33 protein-coding genes and 1 pseudogene are annotated in these 20,396 nt (G+C 45.8%); 29 read left to right on the top strand and 5 right to left on the bottom strand.

Annotated elements, in window-relative coordinates:
- Positions 1-105: 105 nt before the first annotated feature.
- The 3 genes and pseudogenes from ATB76_RS08725 to priA form a co-directional block, all read right to left on the bottom strand.
- Positions 106-657, bottom strand: coding sequence for an SPOR domain-containing protein (locus tag ATB76_RS08725; RefSeq protein WP_042599798.1), 552 nt, complete (start codon positions 655-657; stop codon positions 106-108).
- 151 nt (positions 658-808) lie between these two features.
- Positions 809-1,819: pseudogene (gene cytR / locus ATB76_RS08720) on the bottom strand (DNA-binding transcriptional regulator CytR); the annotation flags it as partial.
- 203 nt (positions 1,820-2,022) lie between these two features.
- Positions 2,023-4,224 carry a primosomal protein N' gene (gene priA, locus ATB76_RS08715; protein WP_042599797.1) on the bottom strand — a complete coding sequence of 734 codons (2,202 nt, stop codon included), beginning with the start codon at positions 4,222-4,224 and terminating at the stop codon, positions 2,023-2,025.
- A 296-nt stretch (positions 4,225-4,520) separates the two neighbouring features.
- On the opposite strand from priA, the gene rpmE reads away from it, so the two are divergent.
- From rpmE to rplQ, 29 genes are all read left to right on the top strand, one after another.
- The gene (gene rpmE, locus ATB76_RS08710; RefSeq protein ID WP_010445294.1) at positions 4,521-4,739 is read left to right on the top strand and encodes a 50S ribosomal protein L31; all 219 of its coding nucleotides are present in this window, start codon (positions 4,521-4,523) and stop codon (positions 4,737-4,739) included.
- Positions 4,740-5,197: 458 nt separating this feature from the next.
- The gene (gene rpsJ / locus ATB76_RS08705) at positions 5,198-5,509 is read left to right on the top strand and encodes a 30S ribosomal protein S10 (protein ID WP_004410492.1); all 312 of its coding nucleotides are present in this window, start codon (positions 5,198-5,200) and stop codon (positions 5,507-5,509) included.
- A 14-nt stretch (positions 5,510-5,523) separates the two neighbouring features.
- Positions 5,524-6,153, top strand: a complete 630-nt coding sequence (gene rplC, locus ATB76_RS08700; protein ID WP_005435072.1) for a 50S ribosomal protein L3 — start codon at positions 5,524-5,526, stop codon at positions 6,151-6,153.
- Positions 6,154-6,170: 17 nt separating this feature from the next.
- Positions 6,171-6,773: a 50S ribosomal protein L4 gene (gene rplD / locus ATB76_RS08695; protein WP_006878388.1), complete on the top strand. Its 603-nt coding sequence runs from the start codon at positions 6,171-6,173 to the stop codon at positions 6,771-6,773.
- Positions 6,770-7,072, top strand: coding sequence for a 50S ribosomal protein L23 (rplW, locus tag ATB76_RS08690; protein ID WP_004398471.1), 303 nt, complete (start codon positions 6,770-6,772; stop codon positions 7,070-7,072). Before rplD ends, rplW begins: the two co-directional genes overlap by 4 nt.
- A 15-nt stretch (positions 7,073-7,087) precedes the next feature.
- Positions 7,088-7,912 (top strand): 50S ribosomal protein L2, encoded by an 825-nt coding sequence (gene rplB, locus ATB76_RS08685; RefSeq protein ID WP_005435076.1) that lies wholly within the window; start codon positions 7,088-7,090, stop codon positions 7,910-7,912.
- A gap of 21 nt (positions 7,913-7,933) precedes the next feature.
- Positions 7,934-8,212 carry a 30S ribosomal protein S19 gene (gene rpsS, locus ATB76_RS08680; RefSeq protein WP_005435078.1) on the top strand — a complete coding sequence of 93 codons (279 nt, stop codon included), beginning with the start codon at positions 7,934-7,936 and terminating at the stop codon, positions 8,210-8,212.
- A gap of 10 nt (positions 8,213-8,222) precedes the next feature.
- Positions 8,223-8,555, top strand: a complete 333-nt coding sequence (rplV, locus tag ATB76_RS08675; protein ID WP_005528535.1) for a 50S ribosomal protein L22 — start codon at positions 8,223-8,225, stop codon at positions 8,553-8,555.
- 18 nt (positions 8,556-8,573) lie between these two features.
- The gene (gene rpsC, locus ATB76_RS08670) at positions 8,574-9,272 is read left to right on the top strand and encodes a 30S ribosomal protein S3 (protein WP_038864899.1); all 699 of its coding nucleotides are present in this window, start codon (positions 8,574-8,576) and stop codon (positions 9,270-9,272) included.
- An 11-nt stretch (positions 9,273-9,283) separates the two neighbouring features.
- Positions 9,284-9,694, top strand: coding sequence for a 50S ribosomal protein L16 (rplP, locus tag ATB76_RS08665; protein ID WP_005379577.1), 411 nt, complete (start codon positions 9,284-9,286; stop codon positions 9,692-9,694).
- Positions 9,694-9,885 (top strand): 50S ribosomal protein L29, encoded by a 192-nt coding sequence (gene rpmC / locus ATB76_RS08660; protein ID WP_004410456.1) that lies wholly within the window; start codon positions 9,694-9,696, stop codon positions 9,883-9,885. Before rplP ends, rpmC begins: the two co-directional genes overlap by 1 nt.
- A complete protein-coding gene (rpsQ, locus tag ATB76_RS08655) occupies positions 9,885-10,139 on the top strand; it encodes a 30S ribosomal protein S17 (protein ID WP_038864900.1) in 255 nt (84 codons plus the stop codon). Before rpmC ends, rpsQ begins: the two co-directional genes overlap by 1 nt.
- A 162-nt stretch (positions 10,140-10,301) precedes the next feature.
- Positions 10,302-10,673: a 50S ribosomal protein L14 gene (gene rplN / locus ATB76_RS08650; protein WP_005489425.1), complete on the top strand. Its 372-nt coding sequence runs from the start codon at positions 10,302-10,304 to the stop codon at positions 10,671-10,673.
- 13 nt (positions 10,674-10,686) lie between these two features.
- Complete coding sequence (rplX, locus tag ATB76_RS08645) at positions 10,687-11,004, top strand: 50S ribosomal protein L24 (RefSeq protein ID WP_005435084.1); 318 nt, start codon at positions 10,687-10,689, stop codon at positions 11,002-11,004.
- 23 nt (positions 11,005-11,027) lie between these two features.
- Complete coding sequence (rplE, locus tag ATB76_RS08640; RefSeq protein WP_005528536.1) at positions 11,028-11,567, top strand: 50S ribosomal protein L5; 540 nt, start codon at positions 11,028-11,030, stop codon at positions 11,565-11,567.
- A 17-nt stretch (positions 11,568-11,584) separates the two neighbouring features.
- A complete protein-coding gene (gene rpsN / locus ATB76_RS08635) occupies positions 11,585-11,890 on the top strand; it encodes a 30S ribosomal protein S14 (protein ID WP_004410442.1) in 306 nt (101 codons plus the stop codon).
- Positions 11,891-11,919: 29 nt separating this feature from the next.
- Positions 11,920-12,312: a 30S ribosomal protein S8 gene (gene rpsH, locus ATB76_RS08630; RefSeq protein WP_005450567.1), complete on the top strand. Its 393-nt coding sequence runs from the start codon at positions 11,920-11,922 to the stop codon at positions 12,310-12,312.
- Between the two features lie 12 nt (positions 12,313-12,324).
- Entirely contained in the window at positions 12,325-12,858 is a 534-nt protein-coding gene (rplF, locus tag ATB76_RS08625) for a 50S ribosomal protein L6 (RefSeq protein WP_038864901.1), read from the top strand.
- A 9-nt stretch (positions 12,859-12,867) separates the two neighbouring features.
- Positions 12,868-13,221, top strand: coding sequence for a 50S ribosomal protein L18 (rplR, locus tag ATB76_RS08620; RefSeq protein WP_005435088.1), 354 nt, complete (start codon positions 12,868-12,870; stop codon positions 13,219-13,221).
- A gap of 14 nt (positions 13,222-13,235) precedes the next feature.
- On the top strand, positions 13,236-13,739 hold the full coding sequence (rpsE, locus tag ATB76_RS08615) for a 30S ribosomal protein S5 (protein ID WP_005435090.1): 504 nt from the start codon (positions 13,236-13,238) through the stop codon (positions 13,737-13,739).
- Positions 13,740-13,746: 7 nt separating this feature from the next.
- Entirely contained in the window at positions 13,747-13,923 is a 177-nt protein-coding gene (gene rpmD / locus ATB76_RS08610) for a 50S ribosomal protein L30 (protein ID WP_000201159.1), read from the top strand.
- A 6-nt stretch (positions 13,924-13,929) separates the two neighbouring features.
- Complete coding sequence (gene rplO / locus ATB76_RS08605; RefSeq protein ID WP_038864902.1) at positions 13,930-14,364, top strand: 50S ribosomal protein L15; 435 nt, start codon at positions 13,930-13,932, stop codon at positions 14,362-14,364.
- 20 nt (positions 14,365-14,384) lie between these two features.
- Positions 14,385-15,719 (top strand): preprotein translocase subunit SecY, encoded by a 1,335-nt coding sequence (gene secY / locus ATB76_RS08600; protein ID WP_005435093.1) that lies wholly within the window; start codon positions 14,385-14,387, stop codon positions 15,717-15,719.
- Between the two features lie 39 nt (positions 15,720-15,758).
- Entirely contained in the window at positions 15,759-15,872 is a 114-nt protein-coding gene (gene rpmJ / locus ATB76_RS08595) for a 50S ribosomal protein L36 (RefSeq protein ID WP_000868186.1), read from the top strand.
- 149 nt (positions 15,873-16,021) lie between these two features.
- The gene (gene rpsM, locus ATB76_RS08590) at positions 16,022-16,378 is read left to right on the top strand and encodes a 30S ribosomal protein S13 (protein ID WP_038864904.1); all 357 of its coding nucleotides are present in this window, start codon (positions 16,022-16,024) and stop codon (positions 16,376-16,378) included.
- Positions 16,379-16,396: 18 nt separating this feature from the next.
- The gene (gene rpsK, locus ATB76_RS08585) at positions 16,397-16,786 is read left to right on the top strand and encodes a 30S ribosomal protein S11 (protein WP_001118870.1); all 390 of its coding nucleotides are present in this window, start codon (positions 16,397-16,399) and stop codon (positions 16,784-16,786) included.
- Positions 16,787-16,813: 27 nt separating this feature from the next.
- Complete coding sequence (gene rpsD / locus ATB76_RS08580) at positions 16,814-17,434, top strand: 30S ribosomal protein S4 (protein WP_005383146.1); 621 nt, start codon at positions 16,814-16,816, stop codon at positions 17,432-17,434.
- Positions 17,435-17,458: 24 nt separating this feature from the next.
- Positions 17,459-18,451 (top strand): DNA-directed RNA polymerase subunit alpha, encoded by a 993-nt coding sequence (rpoA, locus tag ATB76_RS08575; RefSeq protein ID WP_005383143.1) that lies wholly within the window; start codon positions 17,459-17,461, stop codon positions 18,449-18,451.
- Between the two features lie 26 nt (positions 18,452-18,477).
- Positions 18,478-18,858, top strand: a complete 381-nt coding sequence (gene rplQ / locus ATB76_RS08570) for a 50S ribosomal protein L17 (RefSeq protein ID WP_005383141.1) — start codon at positions 18,478-18,480, stop codon at positions 18,856-18,858.
- A 175-nt stretch (positions 18,859-19,033) separates the two neighbouring features.
- Here rplQ and ATB76_RS08565 read toward each other — a convergent pair whose 3' ends face one another.
- Both ATB76_RS08565 and ATB76_RS08560 read right to left on the bottom strand, forming a co-directional pair.
- Positions 19,034-19,513, bottom strand: coding sequence for a DUF2780 domain-containing protein (locus ATB76_RS08565; RefSeq protein ID WP_038864906.1), 480 nt, complete (start codon positions 19,511-19,513; stop codon positions 19,034-19,036).
- Positions 19,514-19,679: 166 nt separating this feature from the next.
- Positions 19,680-20,300 carry an FKBP-type peptidyl-prolyl cis-trans isomerase gene (locus ATB76_RS08560; protein WP_042599796.1) on the bottom strand — a complete coding sequence of 207 codons (621 nt, stop codon included), beginning with the start codon at positions 20,298-20,300 and terminating at the stop codon, positions 19,680-19,682.
- Positions 20,301-20,396 lie beyond the last annotated feature (96 nt).

Genomic DNA, 20,396 nt, shown 5'->3' with positions numbered 1-20,396 from the left:
TTAATTATTTCTCTTTGGATTTAATTAAGTATATGGGGTAAGTGAGTGGGGGATTCAAGGGGGTGAAAAGAAAGGCCCTAGGATCTTAGCTCCTAGGGCCAGTGTTTAAAGATTCTCTTTCCAAATCGCACAAGGCTCGATCTTCGCGCGTTGCAATTTGTGGCGATCTTTCTCTGCTTCACGTTTGAACTTGTATGGGCCAAGTACAACACGGTACCAAGAGCTGCCGTCTTTTTTGATTACTCGGCTTGTCATGCCTTGGAAGGCGATCGCTAACTTACGCTCTTCTGCTTGGCTTTGGCTCTTGTAAGCGCCGCATTGCATAACGTAAGGGACTTTGGATACCTGAATTTCTTTGGCGACGACTTCGACTTCACGTTTTGGAAGCGTATCGACGTATTCCCACTTCTCTTCCGGTGGAGGTGGAATGTCTTTTTTCGGCTTTGGCTTGCTGGTGGTATTTGTTGTTGGTGTTTCAACAACCACTGTTTTTTCCGGCTCAGGATCTGAACTTAATAAATACAGCCCATAGCCAAAACCGCCCACGAGCAAAATTGCCAGTAGACCACTACGCCAAGGTTTTTTTCTTGAAGGTTGTTTTTTTGCAGACTTTTTCGGAGTGCCGCGTCCGCGTCTTACATAATCTCTATTTGCCACGCTTACTTCAGGTCATCAAGGATTCTGGCAAATATGTTAATCCAGATTGAAAAGATAAAACACCCTATTCGTGTAATCTTGTTAGTTACGTGCAGGAAAGTGGGTAATAAAAAGCGACGCTAAATGCGTCGCTTGGGGAGTCTTGCGTTGCTTATCGTAATGGTGGAGGCGCAGCACTACCTCGCACGACAAGCTTAGTGTCGAGCAGTCGAGAGCCAGCATGTACATCATGGCCTTTCAGTAGCTCTAGCATCATCAGCATCGCTTGGCGACCAATCTCGTAACGAGGTTGAGAAATGGTGGTCAGTGGTGGATCGCAGTATTGCGCGAATTGAATGTCATCAAAGCCGACAATAGACAAATCTTGAGGGATACGCAGACCAAGACGCTTTGCTTCTTGAATAGCTCCAATCGCCATGGTGTCACAGTGACAGAAGAGTGCCGTTGGAGGCTCTGGCAATTCAAGCAGTTTACGAACGGCTTGTACGCCACCTTCAAAGGAGAAATCTGCAATCACACTGTATTGTGGTTCTTTATTGATGCCTGCGCGACGCAACGCTTGTTGATAACCTTGCTGACGGAATTGGCAAAGTACTGCAGTGTCCGGGCCAGAGATTTGCGCGATGCGTTTATGACCAAGTTGCGTTAGGTAGTTCACCGCTTCAAACGCTGAAGTCAGGTTATCGATATGAACAGTTGGTAACTCCAACTCAGGGGCAAACTCACAGGCCATCACCATAGGTGGTAGGTTCTTTTGTTCAGGCTTGCTGACGTCAAAGGGTAAGTCTGTACCCAACAGCAACATACCGTCGGCTTGTTTGGTGAAGACCAAGTTTACAAATGAGCTCTCACGTTTCTTTTGTTGACCGCTATCGCCAAGCAGAACCAGATAGCCATGTTCCATCGCTGCATCTTCGATACCGCGAATGATCTCTGAGAAGTACGGATCGCAAATATCCGGAACGATAGTGACAATGGTTTTTGATTCATTTCTTCGTAAGTTACGAGCTAATGAATTTGGTGAATAACCAGCTTCTAGTACGGCATCTTCCACTCTCTTTCTTGTTGAAGAAGAGACTTTTTCTGGATTCATTAATGCTCGTGATACTGTCGCAGTAGATACCCCTGCAAGCTGGGCAACATCCTTCATTGTCGCCATAGTTTTTACCCTCTTAAAATATTCGCCAAGGTGACGTTTGTCATTGTTCTAATTGAAGCCTATGTGACTGATCCACTTTAGACTTTACTAATTTGAATAGTCTATTCATTTCTAAAGGTAAAGTTACGGTCTGTTTAACAAAAATTGCAATCCTATTGTGATTTTACTCACATTAAAAGGCAATTCATTACATGGTTAAACGTTTGCTAGCTGAGATCTTGTGGCTCTATGTCTAAATTCCAGCGAACTTTCTTGGCATTTGGCAACAACTCAATAGCAGGTTTGGCACTGGTTAATAACTTTTGCATCAATGAGCGATGCTGAGTTTGCAAAAGTAACTGCCAGCGATACTTACCTGCACGTTTAGCAAGTGGTGAAGGCGTTGGCCCCAGCACCATGCAGGAATCATCGAATAGCGGATGTGATTCAAGAGTAAAACGCACCTGACGAAGGAAATCCTCGACAATTTCACTTTGGTTCGCTTCGGCTTTAAACAGCGTTAGAAAGCTATATGGTGGCAGTTGAGCTAATTTGCGTTCTTCCAATGCCGTCATAGCAAAGTGTCGGTAGTCTTTATGTAAAAGGGCTTGCAACAAGCTGTGCTCGGGGTGGTGAGTTTGAAGTATCACTTCACCAGGCTTGCTAGCTCGGCCAGCTCGGCCTGCAACCTGAATAAATAGCTGAGCCAGTCTTTCAGAAGCACGGAAATCACTACTATAAAGAGAGCCATCGACATCTAATAGTGCAACAAGGGTGACGTTAGGGAAGTGGTGACCTTTCGCCAACATCTGCGTTCCAATCAGAATTTGGTATTCGCCTTTGCGAATTGACTCAAGCGCATCTTCTAAACTGCCTTTGCGGCGCGTGCTGTCTCTATCTATACGAATAGCTTTGTATTCAGGGAAAAGATCGGCCAGTTGCAACTCAAGTTGTTCGGTTCCCACGCCAACTGTCACAAGCTGGGTCGAACCACAGCCCTGACATTGATGAATTACAGGTTGTTGTGAGCCGCAATGATGGCAGCGAATCTCGTTACTGTATTGATGGAAGGTATAGTACGCATCGCAACGTTTACATTCCGCAATCCAACCACACTCATGACACATGAGTGCAGGCGAGAAGCCACGACGGTTCAAGAACAACATCACTTGGTTGCCTGCTTTTAGGTGCTTGCGCATTTCAGCAATTAGAGGAGCCGATAAGCCGCTGTCCAAATACAGCCCTTTGACATCGAGGACTTTATTCGTGGTCGGAACCGCTGAACCAGCACGTTGTGTCAGGGTCAGATGATGATATTTCCCCGTAAGTGCGTTGTGCAGCGTTTCCAAAGCAGGGGTTGCAGAACCAAGCACAATAGGTACTTGCTCTTTATGGGCGCGCATCACGGCGACATCACGAGCGTGGTAACGCAGACTGTCTTGTTGCTTGTAAGATGCATCGTGCTCTTCATCGACAATAATAATACCGAGATCGGCAAAAGGTGTGAGCAGGGCCGAGCGGGTTCCAATAATGATGCCGGCGGCTTTGTCTCTTGCAGAAAGCCACGCATTGAGCCGCTCAGTATCATTCAATCCAGAATGAATCACATCAACAGGAACATTAAAACGGTGTTTAAAGCGGTTAATGGTTTGTGGTGTTAGACCAATCTCAGGTACGAGAACGAGTGCCTGCTTGCCTTTCTCGAGTACAGGTTTGATCAGGTTCAGGTAAACTTCAGTCTTACCAGATCCCGTTACCCCTTCTAATAAATAGCAAGCAAACCCGGTTTGGCTATTCACACTGGCAATCGCAAGCGCCTGTTCATGATTAACCTTGGGCTTTTCAACATCGCGCTCAACGTGATTACCCCATTTGGTGATAGTAGGCTTTTTCTCTATGCGCTCAACCCAGCCTTTTTCTTCCAAGGTCTTTAGCACTGTTGAGGGAATTTCTTGGTCGATGAACTCTTGATGCGGAACTGCGCCATCAACCAGCATCTGCAATGCGCGCTGTTGTTTAACCGCTCTTCCCAAGCCTTGCATTAATTTATTTTTACCTGATTCGGTGATCTGCCATTCTTGCAGGGTTGCGAAGTCCGCTGGTTTCCCTTTACGTAGCGCAGCCGGCATTGCATTGTGTAAGGTATCGCCGAGAGGGTATTGATAAAAGTAACTGCACCACGTGAGCAAGGAATATAAATTCTCAGGCCATAGCGGTTGAGCATCTAATACGGCTTTGATTGGCTTAAGTTGCTCTTTAGGAAAGTCAGAATGGTTCACCATCGCTGTGACTACACCAACAAGGGTCTGTCGGCCAAAAGGAACAGATACTCTTCCCCCAATGAGCGGAAAGAGATGCCCAGGAATGACGTAATCGAACTGTTTGTCGAGTGGGACCGGCAGTGCCACTCTAGCGATGGATGGGCGCATAGAATCTTAACTATATAAAAGAGGGAAGAAGAGGGTATAGTCTATTAAAACCCTCGGCGAAATTCGAGTAAACCTCAAATAAGGCGGCAGAAAGCCTTCAGTACATACGTACTGGTGAAAAAAGTGGCGAAAAAGTTGCCAAATGTGTTGATCCCAGCAAAGTGATTCATTACTATACTGCGCCTTGAGATATGGCTTCGGCAATTGGCCGATGCGGTACTCATTTCTATTATTAATTACGTGTGGTGTGCGGCTTAGACTCGTATAGCGACACGGCCTACTATTGAGGTTATCCCATGAAAGCTGGTATCCACCCAGAATACAAAGCAGTAACTGCTACTTGTTCTTGCGGCAACTCTTTTGAGTTCAAATCTACTCTAGCGAAGGAATCTATCCACCTAGACGTATGTGACAAGTGTCACCCATTCTACACTGGTAAGCAACGTATCGTTGATACAGGCGGCCGTGTTGATCGCTTCAACAAGCGTTTCGGTGCACTATCAAGCAAGAAGTAATAGCCAGCGCTATTATCATTCCTGTTTAAAAAAAGGACGCTACGGCGTCCTTTTTGTTTATGGCGAAAGCAAAAACTGAAGGATAAATCGAGCGGTTAAATTTTGTTCGATTATTTTTCACTCAGGTCTTGCATCCTAAAGTGTGATCTGTATAATGCGTCGCACTGGTTAAGCCAGTTGTGAACCAATGAGCAATGAGGAGCGAGTAAATCTTCGGATTTACGAGGTAATGTAGACTCAGCTTATGTTCGCGGTTAATACAATTAGCTATCTTTTCTTCGGAAAAACTATCCCCAGACGTGACTCTGGTATGTAGGGGTAGTTAATCGAAAATTAACTGACAATGTGTCCTAATCTTGGACGCTACGGTTTCACATAAATCAATCGGCATTCTCTCGTCTTAACGAGTTTGAGTGGCGATATTGTTTGTGTAATTTTTAATATTGGAGCTCTGTCTCATGCAGAACCAACGTATCCGTATCCGCCTAAAAGCATTCGATTACAAACTAATCGACGCTTCTACAGCGGAAATCGTTGAAACAGCTAAGCGCACTGGCGCACAGGTTCGTGGTCCAATCCCACTGCCAACTCGTAAAGAGCGTTTCACAGTTCTTATCTCTCCACACGTTAACAAGAAAGCACGTGACCAGTACGAAATTCGTACTCACAAGCGTCTAATCGACATCGTTGAGCCAACAGACAAAACTGTTGATGCTCTAATGCGTCTAGACCTTGCTGCGGGCGTTGACGTTCAAATTAGCCTAGGTTAAGGGAGATTAGAAGAATGATTGGTCTAATCGGTCGTAAAGTGGGCATGACCCGCGTATTTACTGAAGACGGCGTTTCTATCCCAGTAACAGTTGTTGAAGTTGAAGCAAACCGTGTTTCTCAAGTTAAAACTCTTGAGACAGACGGCTACGCAGCAATTCAGGTAACTGCTGGTTCTAAGAAAGCTAACCGTGTAAACAAAGCTGAAGCAGGTCACTTTGCTAAAGCTGGCGTTGAAGCTGGTCGCGGTCTTTGGGAATTCCGTTTGGAAAACGGTGAAGAGTTCGCAGTTGGCGCTGAGCTAACAGTTGAACTATTCAACGAAACTAAGAAAGTAGACGTTACTGGTACATCTAAAGGTAAGGGCTTCCAAGGCGCTGTTAAGCGTTGGAACTTCCGTACTCAAGATATGACTCACGGTAACTCATTGTCTCACCGTGCACCGGGTTCAATTGGCCAATGTCAAACTCCAGGTCGCGTATTTAAAGGCAAGAAAATGGCAGGTCACATGGGTGCTGAGCGTGTAACGACTCAAAACCTAGAGATCGTACGTGTTGACGCTGAGCGCAATCTGCTTCTTATTAAAGGTGCAGTACCAGGCTCAACAGGTGGCAACGTGATCGTTAAACCAGCTGTTAAAGCATAACGTCTCAGGAGTAAGTAATGGAACTAATGGTTAAAGGTGCTGATGCACTAACTGTTTCCGAAACTACTTTCGGACGTGAGTTTAACGAAGCTCTTGTACACCAAGTAGTTGTTGCGTTTGCAGCAGGTGCTCGTCAAGGTACTCGTGCTCAAAAAACACGTTCAGAAGTTTCTGGCGGTGGCGCTAAGCCATGGCGTCAAAAAGGTACTGGCCGTGCGCGTGCTGGTACAATCCGTAGCCCAATCTGGCGTACAGGTGGTGTTACTTTTGCTGCGAAACCACAAGATCACAGCCAAAAAGTAAACAAAAAAATGTACCGCGGTGCTATGAAGAGCATTCTTTCTGAGCTAGTTCGTCAAGAGCGTCTAATCGTTGTTGATAACTTCTCAGTTGAAGCGCCAAAGACTAAAGAGCTAGTTGCTAAGCTTAAAGAGCTTGAGCTAACTGACGCTCTAATCGTGACTAGCGAAGTAGATGAGAATCTATTCCTAGCGGCTCGTAACCTATACAAAGTTGACGCACGTGATGTTGCTGGTATCGATCCAGTTTCACTAATCGCGTTCGACAAAGTTGTAATGACTGCTGACGCAGTTAAACAAGTTGAGGAGATGCTAGCATGATCACTGAAGAGCGTATCCTAAAAGTTCTACGTGCTCCGCACATCTCTGAAAAAGCAACTATGGCAGCTGAGAAAGCGAACACTATCGTTTTCAAAGTAGCTAAAGATGCAACTAAAAAAGAGATCAAAGCAGCTGTAGAAAAGCTTTTTGAAGTTGAAGTTAAGTCTGTAAATACTCTTATCACTAAGGGTAAGACCAAACGTCAAGGTCTACGCCAAGGTCGCCGCAGCGACGTTAAGAAAGCGTACGTTACTTTGAAAGAAGGTCAAGATCTTGACTTTGTTGGCGGCGCGGAATAACAGGAGTAGTTAAGAATGGCTATTGTTAAATGTAAGCCGACTTCCCCTGGTCGTCGTCACGTTGTTAAAGTTGTTAACGCTGACCTACACAAGGGCAAGCCATACGCACCTCTTCTAGAGAAAAACTCTAAGAACGGTGGTCGTAACAACAACGGTCGTATCACAGTACGTCACATCGGCGGTGGTCACAAGCACCACTACCGTGTAGTTGACTTCAAACGTACTAAAGATGGCATCCCAGCGAAAGTTGAGCGTCTAGAATACGATCCAAACCGTAGCGCAAACATTGCTCTAGTTCTTTACAAAGACGGTGAGCGTCGCTACATCTTAGCACCTAAAGGTGTTAACGCGGGTGATGTTATCCAATCTGGTGTTGATGCACCGATTAAAGCTGGTAACACTCTTCCAATGCGTAACATCCCAGTAGGTTCAACTGTACACAACGTTGAACTAAAACCTGGTAAAGGTGGTCAGCTAGCTCGTTCGGCTGGTGCTTACGCTCAAATCGTTGCTCGCGACGGTGCGTACGTAACTATCCGTCTACGTTCTGGCGAAATGCGCAAAGTTCTTTCTGAAGGCCGTGCAACAATCGGTGAAGTTGGTAACTCTGAGCACATGCTACGTGAACTTGGTAAAGCTGGTGCTTCACGCTGGCGCGGCGTACGTCCAACCGTACGTGGTGTAGTAATGAACCCGGTTGATCACCCACACGGTGGTGGTGAAGGTCGTACTTCTGGTGGCCGTCATCCAGTATCTCCTTGGGGTATGCCAACTAAAGGCTTCAAGACTCGTAAGAACAAACGCACTGACAAGTACATCGTACGTCGTCGTAACAAGTAATCTATATAAAGAGGAATCGCCATGCCACGTTCTCTCAAGAAAGGTCCTTTTATTGACCTACACTTGCTGAAGAAGGTAGAGAAAGCGGTGGAAAGCGGAGACAAAAAGCCTATTAAGACTTGGTCCCGTCGTTCAATGATCATCCCTACGATGATCGGTTTGACCATCGCTGTCCATAATGGTCGTCAGCACGTACCAGTATTTGTAACTGAAGAAATGATCGGTCACAAACTGGGTGAATTCGCACCAACACGTACTTACCGCGGTCACGCTGCGGATAAGAAAGCTAAGAAGCGTTAAGGAGTAAATGATGGAAGCTATTGCTAAACATAACTTTGCTCGCATTTCGCCTCAGAAAGCTCGCTTAGTTGCGGATCTAATTCGTGGTAAATCTGTTGACCAAGCTCTAGAAATCCTAACTTTCAGCAACAAAAAAGCTGCTGTTCTAGTTAAGAAAGTTCTAGAGTCTGCTATCGCTAACGCGGAGCACAACGAAGGTGCAGATATTGACGATCTGAATGTCGCAAAAATCTTTGTAGATGAAGGCCCAACCATGAAGCGTATTATGCCTCGTGCTAAAGGTCGTGCGGATCGTATCTTGAAGCGTTCAAGCCACATCACTGTTGTTGTAGCAGATCGCTAGAGACTAGGAGAGTAAGCAATGGGTCAAAAAGTACATCCTAATGGTATTCGTCTTGGCATCGTTAAGCCTTGGAATGCTACATGGTTTGCTAACACCAAAGATTTCGCTGACAACCTAGACGGCGACTTCAAGGTACGTCAGTTCCTTACTAAGGAACTACAAAAAGCATCTCTTTCACGCATCGTTATCGAGCGTCCTGCTAAGAGCATCCGTGTGACTATTCACACTGCTCGTCCAGGCGTTGTAATCGGTAAGAAAGGTGAAGACGTTGAGAAACTACGCACAGCTGTAGCAAAAATTGCAGGTGTACCAGCGCAAATTAATATCGCTGAAGTACGTAAACCTGAACTTGATGCACAACTTGTTGGCGATAGCATCGCGTCTCAACTAGAGCGTCGTGTTATGTTCCGTCGTGCTATGAAGCGCGCGGTACAAAACGCAATGCGTCTAGGTGCTAAAGGCATCAAAGTGGAAGTAAGCGGTCGTCTAGGCGGCGCTGAAATCGCACGTTCTGAGTGGTACCGTGAAGGTCGTGTGCCTCTACACACTCTACGTGCAGACATTGATTACGCAACTTCTTCGGCTCACACTCAATACGGTGTGATCGGCATTAAAACTTGGATCTTCAAAGGTGAGATTCTAGGTGGTATGCCAGCAGCTAACGCTGTAGAGCCTAAAGGCGATAAGCCTAAGAAGCAGCGTAAAGGCCGTAAGTAAGGAGTCGACAGATGCTACAACCTAAACGTACTAAGTTCCGTAAGGTTCAGACAGGTCGTAACCGTGGTCTAGCTAAAGGTACTGATGTTAGCTTCGGCGAATTCGGTCTTAAAGCTGTTGGCCGTGGTCGTCTAACTGCTCGTCAAATCGAAGCGGCACGTCGTGCAATGACACGTCACGTTAAGCGTCAAGGTAAAATCTGGATCCGTGTGTTCCCAGACAAACCAATCACAGAAAAACCACTTGAAGTTCGTCAAGGTAAGGGTAAAGGTAACGTTGAGTACTGGGTAGCCCAAATCCAACCTGGTAAGGTTATGTACGAAATGGGTGGTGTACCTGAAGAATTGGCGCGTGAAGCGTTCCGCCTAGCGGCTCGTAAACTGCCATTCAAAACTACATTTGTAACTAAGCAGGTGATGTGATGAAAGCACAAGATCTACGCGAGAAAAGCGTTGAAGAGCTTAACGCTGAGCTATTGAATTTGCTACGCGAACAGTTCAACTTGCGCATGCAAGCTGCAACTGGTCAGCTACAGCAAACTCATACTCTGAAAGCTGTACGCCGTGATATCGCACGTGTGAAAACTGTTTTGACTGAGAAGGCAGGCGCATAATGAGCGAAGTAAAACGTACTCAACAAGGTCGTGTAGTTAGCGACAAGATGGACAAGTCTATCGTTGTTGCTATCGAACGCATGGTGAAACACCCAATTTACGGTAAATACGTAAAGCGTACGACTAAAGTACACGCACATGACGAAAACAACACTTGTGGCCTAGGCGACAAAGTTGAAATCGCAGAGTGTCGTCCACTGTCTAAGACTAAGTCTTGGACATTGGTAAAAGTCCTAGAAAAGGCGAAGATGTAATCTTCACTATTCTATAGGTAGGAAAGCGGCTCCAAAAAATTTTTGGGGCCGTTTATTTTTTGACTACCCAATCACAAAAAAGGGTGGTACAATCCGCGTCTCTTTTAAGAGGCAGCCCGACCCGTGATGGGTCTAGTTATTAATATTTAGCGGAGCACTAACATGATCCAAATGCAAAGTATGCTGGACGCAGCTGATAACTCAGGCGCACGCAGCGTAATGTGTATTAAGGTTCTGGGTGGCTCACACCGCCGTTATGCACATATCGGTGACGTCATCAAAGTTACTGTTAAGGAAGCAATTCCTCGCGGTAAAGTAAAGAAAGGTGACGTTATGAAGGCGGTTGTAGTGCGCACCCGTAAAGGCGTACGTCGTCCTGACGGTTCTGTCATTCGCTTCGACCGAAATGCTTGCGTACTGTTGAATAACACTACTGAGCAACCAATCGGTACACGTATCTTTGGTCCTGTGACACGCGAACTTCGTGGCGATAAGTTCATGAAGATCGTTTCACTGGCTCCAGAAGTTCTGTAAGGAGCACGTAGAAATGGCAGCTAAAATCCGTCGTAATGACGAAGTAATCGTTCTTGCTGGTAAAGACAAAGGCAAGAAAGGTAAAGTAACTAAGGTCCTAGCAACTGGTAAAGTTATCGTTGAAGGTATCAACCTTGTTAAGAAACACCAGAAACCTGTTCCTGCACTAGGTATCCAAGGCGGTATCGTAGAGCAAGAAGCAGCTATCGATGTTTCTAACGTGGCGATCTTTAACGCAGCTACTGGTAAAGCTGACCGTATCGGTTTCCGTTTTGAAGATGGTAAGAAAGTTCGTTTCTTTAAATCTAACAACGAAATCGTTTCTAACTAATAGAAGTAATTTGGAGTTCTACTATGGCGAAACTGCATGATTACTACAAGTCGTCTGTAGTCGCTGAACTGACCAAACAGTTTAGCTACACAAGCGTCATGCAAGTCCCTAGAATCGAGAAAATCACCCTAAACATGGGTGTTGGTGAAGCAATCAACGATAAGAAACTGCTAGAAAACGCAGCTGCTGATATGGCAACGATCTCTGGTCAAAAGCCACTTATCACTAAAGCTCGTAAATCTGTTGCAGGTTTCAAAATCCGTGAAGGCTACCCTATCGGTTGTAAAGTAACCTTGCGTGGCGAACGTATGTGGGAATTTTTAGAGCGTTTAATCTCTATCGCACTTCCACGTGTACGTGACTTCCGTGGTGTTAGCGCTAAGTCTTTTGACGGTCGCGGTAACTACAGCATGGGCGTTCGCGAGCAAATCATCTTCCCGGAAATCGACTTTGATAAAGTTGATCGAGTACGCGGTCTAGACATCACTATTACGACGTCTGCTGGTACTGATGAGGAAGGCCGTGCTCTGCTGGCTGCCTTTAACTTCCCATTCCGTAAGTAAGGTGAAGGGTTACTGTTATGGCTAAAAATTCAATGAAAGCACGTGAAGCAAAACGTGCGAAGCTAGTAGCTAAGTTCGCTGAAAAGCGTGCGGCGCTAAAAGCTATCATCAGCGATGTAAACGCATCTGAAGAAGATCGTTGGAATGCGGTTCTTACACTGCAATCTCTTCCACGTGATTCAAGTGCATCACGTCAGCGCAACCGTTGCAACCAAACTGGTCGTCCACACGGTTACCTACGTAAGTTCGGTCTAAGCCGTATTAAGGTTCGTGAAGCTTGCATGAAAGGCGAGATTCCGGGTCTTCGTAAGGCTAGCTGGTAATTGCCACTTAATCATTTGGAGTAAATCATATGAGCATGCAAGATCCGATTTCGGATATGCTGACCCGCGTTCGTAACGGTCAGGCAGCAAACAAAGTTGCTGTTAAAATGCCTTCTTCAAAGCTTAAAGTTGCAATTGCTGCACTACTAAAAGCTGAAGGTTACATCGTTGACTTCGCTGTTGAAGGCGAAGCAAAACCTGAGCTAGAAGTTACACTTAAGTACTTCCAAGCAAAACCAGTAATCGAGCAACTTAAACGTGTTTCTCGTCCAGGTCTACGTGTTTACAAGAAGAAAGATCAACTTCCTTCTGTAATGGGTGGTCTTGGTATTGCTATCGTTTCAACTTCCAAGGGTCTTATGTCAGACCGCGCTGCACGTAAAGCAGGTCTTGGTGGTGAAATCATCTGCTACGTAGCTTAATAGGAGTAGAATATGTCTCGTGTTGCTAAGGCACCTGTCGCTATTCCAGCTGGCGTAGAGGTGAAACTAAACGGCCAAGAAATCACTGTAAAAGGTGCGAAGGGCGAACTAACACGCGTTGTTAACAATGCAGTTGTTGTTGCTCAGGAAGAAAACAACCTAACTTTCGGTCCTAAAGAAGGTTTTGCTAACGCATGGGCACAAGCTGGTACAGCTCGCGCTCTAGTTAACAACATGGTTGTTGGTGTTACTGAAGGCTTTACTAAGAAGCTAACTCTTAAAGGTGTTGGTTACCGTGCTGCTATTAAAGGCAACGCTGTAGGTCTAACACTAGGCTTCTCTCACCCAGTTGAGCACGAGTTGCCAGCGGGTATTAAAGCTGAATGTCCAAGCCAAACTGAAATCATCATTACTGGTTGTGATAAGCAACTAGTTGGTCAAGTTGCGGCTGACATTCGTTCTTACCGTCAACCTGAGCCTTACAAAGGTAAAGGTGTTCGTTACGCAGATGAAAATGTGCGTACTAAAGAAGCTAAGAAGAAGTAAGGTAACACTATGGATAAGAAAGCATCTCGCATCCGTCGTGCTACACGCGCACGTCGTAAGATTGCAGAACTGGGTGCGACTCGCCTAGTTGTACACCGTACTCCTCGTCACGTGTACGCACAGGTTATCGCGGCTAATGGCTCTGAGGTTATCGCAGCAGCTTCTACTGTAGAAAAAGCGATCCGTGAGCAAGTGAAATACACTGGTAACGTTGATGCAGCTAAAGCAGTAGGTAAAGCTGTTGCTGAGCGCGCTCTTGAAAAAGGCGTAACTGCAGTTGCATTTGATCGTTCTGGTTTCCAATACCACGGTCGAGTAGCGGCGCTAGCAGAATCTGCTCGCGAAGCTGGTCTGAAATTCTAAGGTAGGGTTGGAAGATGGCTAAAGAACAACAAGTTCAAGCGAATGATTTGCAAGAAAAATTAATCGCAGTTAACCGTGTTTCTAAAACGGTTAAAGGCGGTCGAATCATGAGCTTCACTGCACTAACAGTAGTTGGTGACGGTAACGGTCGTGTAGGTTTCGGTTACGGCAAAGCTCGTGAAGTACCTGCAGCGATTCAAAAAGCAATGGAAAAAGCGCGTCGTAACATGACTACTATCGCGCTAAACGAAGGCACTCTTCACCACCCAGTGAAAGGTCGCCATTCGGGCTCTAAAGTTTACATGCAGCCTGCTGCTGAAGGTACTGGTGTTATCGCAGGTGGTGCGATGCGTGCAGTGCTAGAAGTTGCTGGTGTACACAACGTACTATCTAAAGCATACGGTTCTACGAACCCTATCAACATCGTTCGTGCAACGATCGATGCACTAGGTAGCATGAAGTCGCCAGAAATGGTTGCTGCTAAACGTGGTCTAACTGTTGAAGCTATTTCGGAGTAAGAACACCATGGCAACTATTAAAGTAACTCAAACTAAAAGCTCAATTGGTCGCCTGCCAAAGCACAAAGCTACTTTGCGCGGTCTAGGCCTTCGTAAAATCAACCACACAGTAGAACTTGAAGATACTCCGTGCGTGCGCGGTATGATCAACAAGGTTTACTACATGGTTAAAGTTGAGGAGTAATCAGAAATGCGTTTGAATACTCTATCACCGGCTGCTGGCTCGAAAACTTCTCCGAAGCGTGTAGGTCGTGGTATCGGTTCTGGCCTAGGTAAAACTGGTGGCCGTGGTCACAAAGGTCAAAAGTCACGTTCTGGCGGCTCTGTTCGTCCAGGTTTTGAAGGCGGTCAAATGCCTCTAAAACAACGTCTACCTAAATTCGGTTTCACTTCTCGCAAGAGCCTAGTGTCTGCTGAAGTTCGTCTAGCTGAGCTAGCGAAAGTAACAGGTGACGTAGTTGATCTTAACAGCCTAAAAGCTGCTAACGTTATCACTAAGAACATCGAATTCGTTAAGATCGTTCTTTCTGGTGACCTAAGCAAAGCTGTGACTGTTAAAGGTCTACGCGTGACTAAAGGCGCTAAAGCTGCAATCGAAGCTGCAGGCGGTAAAATCGAGGAATAATCTCGAGGAACGAGGTACAGATGGCTAAGAAACCAGGACAAGATTTTCGTAGTGCTCAGAGCGGCTTAAGTGAACTAAAGTCGCGCTTGTTATTCGTAATTGGTGCACTTTTAGTATTCCGAGCCGGCTCATTTGTGCCGATTCCTGGTATTGACGCTGCTGTACTTGCCGATTTGTTCGAACAGCAAAAAGGTACCATCGTAGAAATGTTTAACATGTTCTCCGGTGGTGCACTTGAGCGTGCATCTATATTAGCATTGGGCATCATGCCGTATATTTCGGCATCTATTGTTGTCCAATTGCTAACTGTAGTTCATCCAGCGTTAGCGGAACTCAAGAAAGAGGGTGAAGCAGGCCGTCGTAAGATCAGCCAATATACACGCTACGGCACGCTTGTACTTGCAACATTCCAAGCTATTGGTATTGCAACTGGCTTACCAAACATGGTCGACAATCTGGTTGTAATGAACCAAACCATGTTTACGCTAATTGCTACCGTAAGTTTAGTAACCGGTACCATGTTCCTAATGTGGTTAGGTGAACAAATTACAGAGCGAGGAATCGGTAATGGTATTTCCATTCTGATTTTTGCAGGTATTGTTGCTGGATTGCCTTCTGCAATCGGTCAAACAATCGAGCAAGCGCGTCAAGGTGAATTGCATGTACTTCTTCTACTGTTAATCGCGGTATTAGCTTTCGCAGTAATTTACTTCGTTGTTTTCATGGAACGTGGTCAACGCCGAATCGTCGTTAACTACGCTAAGCGTCAACAAGGTCGTAAAGTATTTGCTGCACAGAGCTCGCATCTGCCACTTAAAATTAATATGGCAGGTGTTATTCCAGCGATTTTCGCATCAAGCATTATCCTGTTCCCAGGAACACTGGCTCAGTGGTTTGGTCAGAACGGTGAGAGCAGCGCGTTCGGTTGGTTAACTGACGTGTCTTTGGCTCTTAGCCCAGGTCAACCTCTGTATGTAATGCTTTATGCAGCAGCGATTATCTTCTTCTGTTTCTTTTACACGGCGTTGGTTTTCAACCCGCGTGAAACAGCGGATAACTTGAAGAAGTCCGGTGCATTCGTACCCGGTATCCGCCCAGGTGAGCAGACAGCGAAGTACATCGATAAAGTAATGACACGTTTAACCCTAGCGGGCGCACTGTACATTACCTTTATCTGTCTGATTCCCGAGTTCATGATGGTCGCGTGGAACGTACGTTTCTATTTCGGCGGTACATCACTACTTATCGTAGTTGTTGTTATCATGGACTTTATGGCACAGGTACAGACTCATCTGATGTCTCAACAGTATGATTCTGTGTTGAAGAAAGCGAATCTGAAAGGCTACGGTCGTTAATAGCGACGGTAGACTCAGTTTCAATTACGGAGTTTAGCAATGAAAGTTCGTGCTTCCGTTAAAAAAATCTGCCGTAACTGTAAAGTAATCAAGCGTAACGGTGTCGTTCGCGTGATTTGCAGTGAGCCAAAGCACAAACAGCGCCAAGGCTAATTAGCAGAAATTTTTACTTGAAAACGAAGGTTAGGTCGAGTATATTCCTCGGCCTACCTTTTGCGTGCAAAAGAAGTAGTATCCCGCAGCGTATCCATAACGGGCTTTGCTGCGGCTAATTCTTTTATAGAACCACTTAGGAGTGAATAATGGCCCGTATAGCAGGCATTAACATTCCTGATCAGAAACACGCTGTAATCGCTCTAACAGCGATCTACGGCATCGGTAAAACTCGCTCTCAAGCTATCCTAGCTGAAGTGGGTATTGCTGAAGATGTTAAGATCAGTGAACTAACTGAAGATCAGATCGATCAACTGCGTGATGGTGTAGCTAAGTACACTGTAGAAGGTGATCTACGTCGTGAAGTATCTATGAACATCAAGCGTCTTATGGACCTTGGCTGTTACCGTGGTCTTCGTCATCGTCGCAGTCTACCACTACGTGGACAGCGTACTAAAACCAACGCTCGCACCCGTAAGGGTCCGCGTAAGCCGATCAAGAAATAATCGGGAAGGTAGAGTACAATGGCTAAACAACCAACTCGCGCTCGTAAGCGCGTACGCAAGCAAGTTGCAGATGGCGTTGCGCACATCCATGCTTCTTTCAATAACACAATCGTAACCATTACTGACCGTCAAGGTAACGCTCTAGCTTGGGCTACTGCAGGTGGTTCTGGTTTCCGCGGTTCTCGTAAGTCTACTCCGTTCGCTGCACAGGTTGCTGCTGAGCGTTGTGCTGAAATGGCTAAAGAATACGGTCTAAAGAACTTGGAAGTTATGGTTAAGGGTCCTGGTCCAGGTCGTGAATCTACTGTTCGCGCTCTGAACGCTGCTGGTTTCCGCATCACAAACATCGTTGATGCTACACCAATCCCTCATAACGGTTGTCGTCCACCTAAGAAACGTCGTGTATAACGTTTTTTAGATTACTGGAGAAAGATCATGGCAAGATATTTGGGTCCTAAGCTGAAGCTTAGCCGTCGTGAAGGCACTGACTTATTCCTTAAGTCTGGTGTTCGCGCGATCGATACCAAGTGTAAAATTGATAACGCACCAGGTGTACACGGCGCTCGTCGCGGTCGTCTATCTGAGTATGGCGTTCAGCTTCGTGAGAAGCAAAAAGTTCGTCGTATGTACGGCGTTCTAGAAAAACAATTCCGTAACTACTACAAAGAAGCTGCACGCCTTAAAGGCAACACAGGTGAGAACCTGCTTCAGCTTCTTGAAGGTCGTCTTGATAACGTAGTTTACCGCATGGGCTTTGGCGCAACTCGCGCAGAAGCACGTCAGCTAGTTAGCCACAAAGCTATCCTAGTTAACGGTAAAGTTGTAAACGTTCCTTCTTTCAAAGTAGCGGCTAATGACGTTGTTTCTATTCGCGAGAAAGCTAAACAGCAAGCTCGTATTAAAGCGGCTCTAGAAGTTGCTGAACAACGTGAAAAACCAACTTGGATTGAAGTAGATGGTGGCAAGATGGAAGGTACATTCAAGCGTATGCCTGAGCGTTCTGATCTATCAGCTGACATCAACGAACAATTGATCGTCGAGCTTTACTCTAAGTAAGGTTTAAACTAAAGAGAGGACACAATGCAGGGTTCTGTAACAGAATTTCTTAAGCCACGTCTAGTTGACATCGAACAAATCAGCTCGACTCACGCAAAAGTAACTCTTGAGCCATTAGAGCGTGGCTTTGGTCATACTCTGGGTAATGCACTTCGCCGTATCCTTCTATCTTCTATGCCAGGTTGTGCTGTGACAGAAGTAGAAATCGAAGGCGTACTTCATGAGTACAGTACTAAAGAAGGCGTACAAGAAGATATTCTTGAAATCCTTCTAAACCTTAAAGGTTTGGCTGTACGCGTTGCCGAAGGCAAAGATGAAGTGTTCATTACTTTGAACAAATCAGGCTCGGGCCCTGTGGTTGCAGGTGACATCACCCATGATGGTGATGTAGAGATCGCTAACCCTGAACACGTTATTTGTCACCTAACGGATGACAATGCTGAAATCGCAATGCGTATTAAAGTAGAACGTGGTCGTGGTTATGTTCCAGCTTCTGCGCGTATCCATAACGAAGAAGACGAGCGTCCAATCGGTCGCCTACTAGTAGATGCTACTTACAGCCCTGTAGACAAAATTGCCTACGCTGTAGAAGCAGCTCGTGTAGAACAGCGCACTGATTTAGACAAGCTAGTTATCGATATGGAAACAAACGGTACTCTAGAACCTGAGGAAGCAATCCGTCGTGCAGCTACTATCCTAGCTGAACAATTGGATGCGTTCGTAGATCTTCGTGATGTACGTGTACCTGAGGAGAAGGAAGAGAAGCCAGAATTCGATCCGATCCTACTGCGTCCTGTAGACGATCTTGAACTAACAGTTCGCTCTGCTAACTGTCTGAAAGCAGAAGCGATTCACTACATCGGTGATCTAGTACAACGTACTGAGGTTGAGCTACTTAAAACGCCTAACCTTGGTAAAAAATCTCTTACTGAGATTAAAGACGTACTTGCGTCACGTGGTCTGTCTCTGGGCATGCGCCTAGAAAACTGGCCACCTGCATCAATCGCTGAAGATTAATCGATACTAGTTAGAAGGATTAGGTCATGCGCCATCGTAAGAGTGGTCGTCAACTCAACCGCAACAGCTCACATCGTAAAGCGATGTTTAGCAACATGGCTAGCTCTCTAGTACGTCATGAAGTTATCAAGACTACTTTGCCAAAAGCAAAAGAGCTACGTCGCGTAGTTGAGCCTTTGATTACACTAGCTAAGACTGACAGTGTTGCTAACCGTCGTCTAGCATTTGCACGTACTCGTGATAACGAAGTAGTTGCAAAACTGTTTAACGAACTAGGTCCACGTTTTGCTGCTCGTCAGGGCGGTTACACTCGTATCCTAAAAGCTGGCTTCCGTGCTGGTGATAAAGCTCCAATGGCTTACATTGAGCTTGTAGATCGCCCAGCTGCTGAAGAAGCTGCTGAGTAATCTCAGTTCGTAAGAACAAAAAAAGCCGAGCAATAGCTCGGCTTTTTTGTGTCTGAAATTTGTTTCCTAGAGATAATCGAGTATCGAAATTTTCTCTTTACCTTTAGCGGACTCACTCCCTTATCTCACATTTAAAATCACTACTGCTGGTTTTAAGTTTCCTGATTTTACGTTTTTAGCTTTCCGCTCCCCAAAGTCCACTAAGGGAATTTAGCAACCCTTCACTTGCACCTTGGTCGCCTAAGTATCCTAAAATGACTGGAGCAAACTGGCTGATCATCGATGGGTCTAAGCCTAGTTTGTCGAAAGTGCTTTGGACAGCGCCTAAGTTTTCAATGCTCCCAAGTAGACTTTGAGCCCCTTGTAAATTTTCCATTCCCGGAATGAGCGATTGAAGCTCACTGCTATTCTGATCCGATAATTGGCCTTGCGCTAGAGCTAACAGTGCACCTGTGCCGCCGGCAGCTTGCTCAGTCGAGACGGGAAGTTGGCTCGTCAATAAATCCGTCAGCGGTGAAGATTCCACACCCATTCCCTCACTGACCATATCCATCAAACCACTTTGGGTATCTTTATCGGTAACGGCATCGAGAAAAGCGTGGGCAGTACCAATGCTCATTGAGAGCAAGGTTAAGGTGAGAAGAGTTTTACGCATAATACCTCCGTGTGGCTTGCGATTATTATTGTTGTTTCTTAGCCCAAGCATTTAGAGGTTACTTGGGAGACTACTCAAGATCGTTGAGCTCAAGTCTGTTTATTCTAGACAAAAAAAGCGGCGCTAGTGAGCGCCGCTTCGAATTTGTTATTGAGAGAGGTCTCAATTATAGGATGTCTAGTAGTTCTACTTCGAATACTAGAGCTGCAAATGGAGGGATTGCAGCACCTGCGCCACGCTCACCATATGCAAGGTCTTGTGGGATGTATAGTTTCCACTTAGAACCAACAGGCATTAGTTGAAGTGCTTCAACCCAGCCTTTGATTACGCCAGTTACTGGGAACTCAGCTGGTTGGCCACGAGAAACAGAGCTGTCGAATACAGTACCGTCAGTTAACTCACCGTGGTAGTGAACGCGAACTTGAGCTGCAGCTGTTGGGATTTCACCAGTACCTTCAGTGATGATTTCGTATTGAAGACCAGAGTCAAGAACGTTTACTTCCGGACGTAGAGCGTTGTCTTTTAGGAAAGCTTCGCCGTCAGCTGCTGCTGCTTTTGCTGCTTCTTGACGAACGGCTTCTGCGCGAGTGTGAAGCTCTTGCAGTGCGTTGTTGATTTTGTCAATTTCGATTGATGGCATGTCGCCAGTTAGTGCTGTAGCGATACCTGCTGCGATAGCGTCAACGCTTAGACCTTCTAGACCAGAACCAGCAAGTTGCTGACCCATTTGCAGACCAATACCGTAACTTGCTTTCTGCTCTGCAGTTTCAAATTTAATTTCAGACATGAATGTCGCTCTTATTAGGAGTGATAAAGGTAACAGGATAGCAGTTTCGCGCTTAGGTTTAAATGATTGCGCATCAATGTGTCGATGTGAGGTTTA

It is taken from the genome of Vibrio sp. MOR3, assembly GCF_001557775.1.
GTDB classification, from domain to species: Bacteria; Pseudomonadota; Gammaproteobacteria; order Enterobacterales; family Vibrionaceae; genus Vibrio; species Vibrio jasicida.
This window is presented reverse-complemented; position numbering and strand designations above follow the sequence as displayed.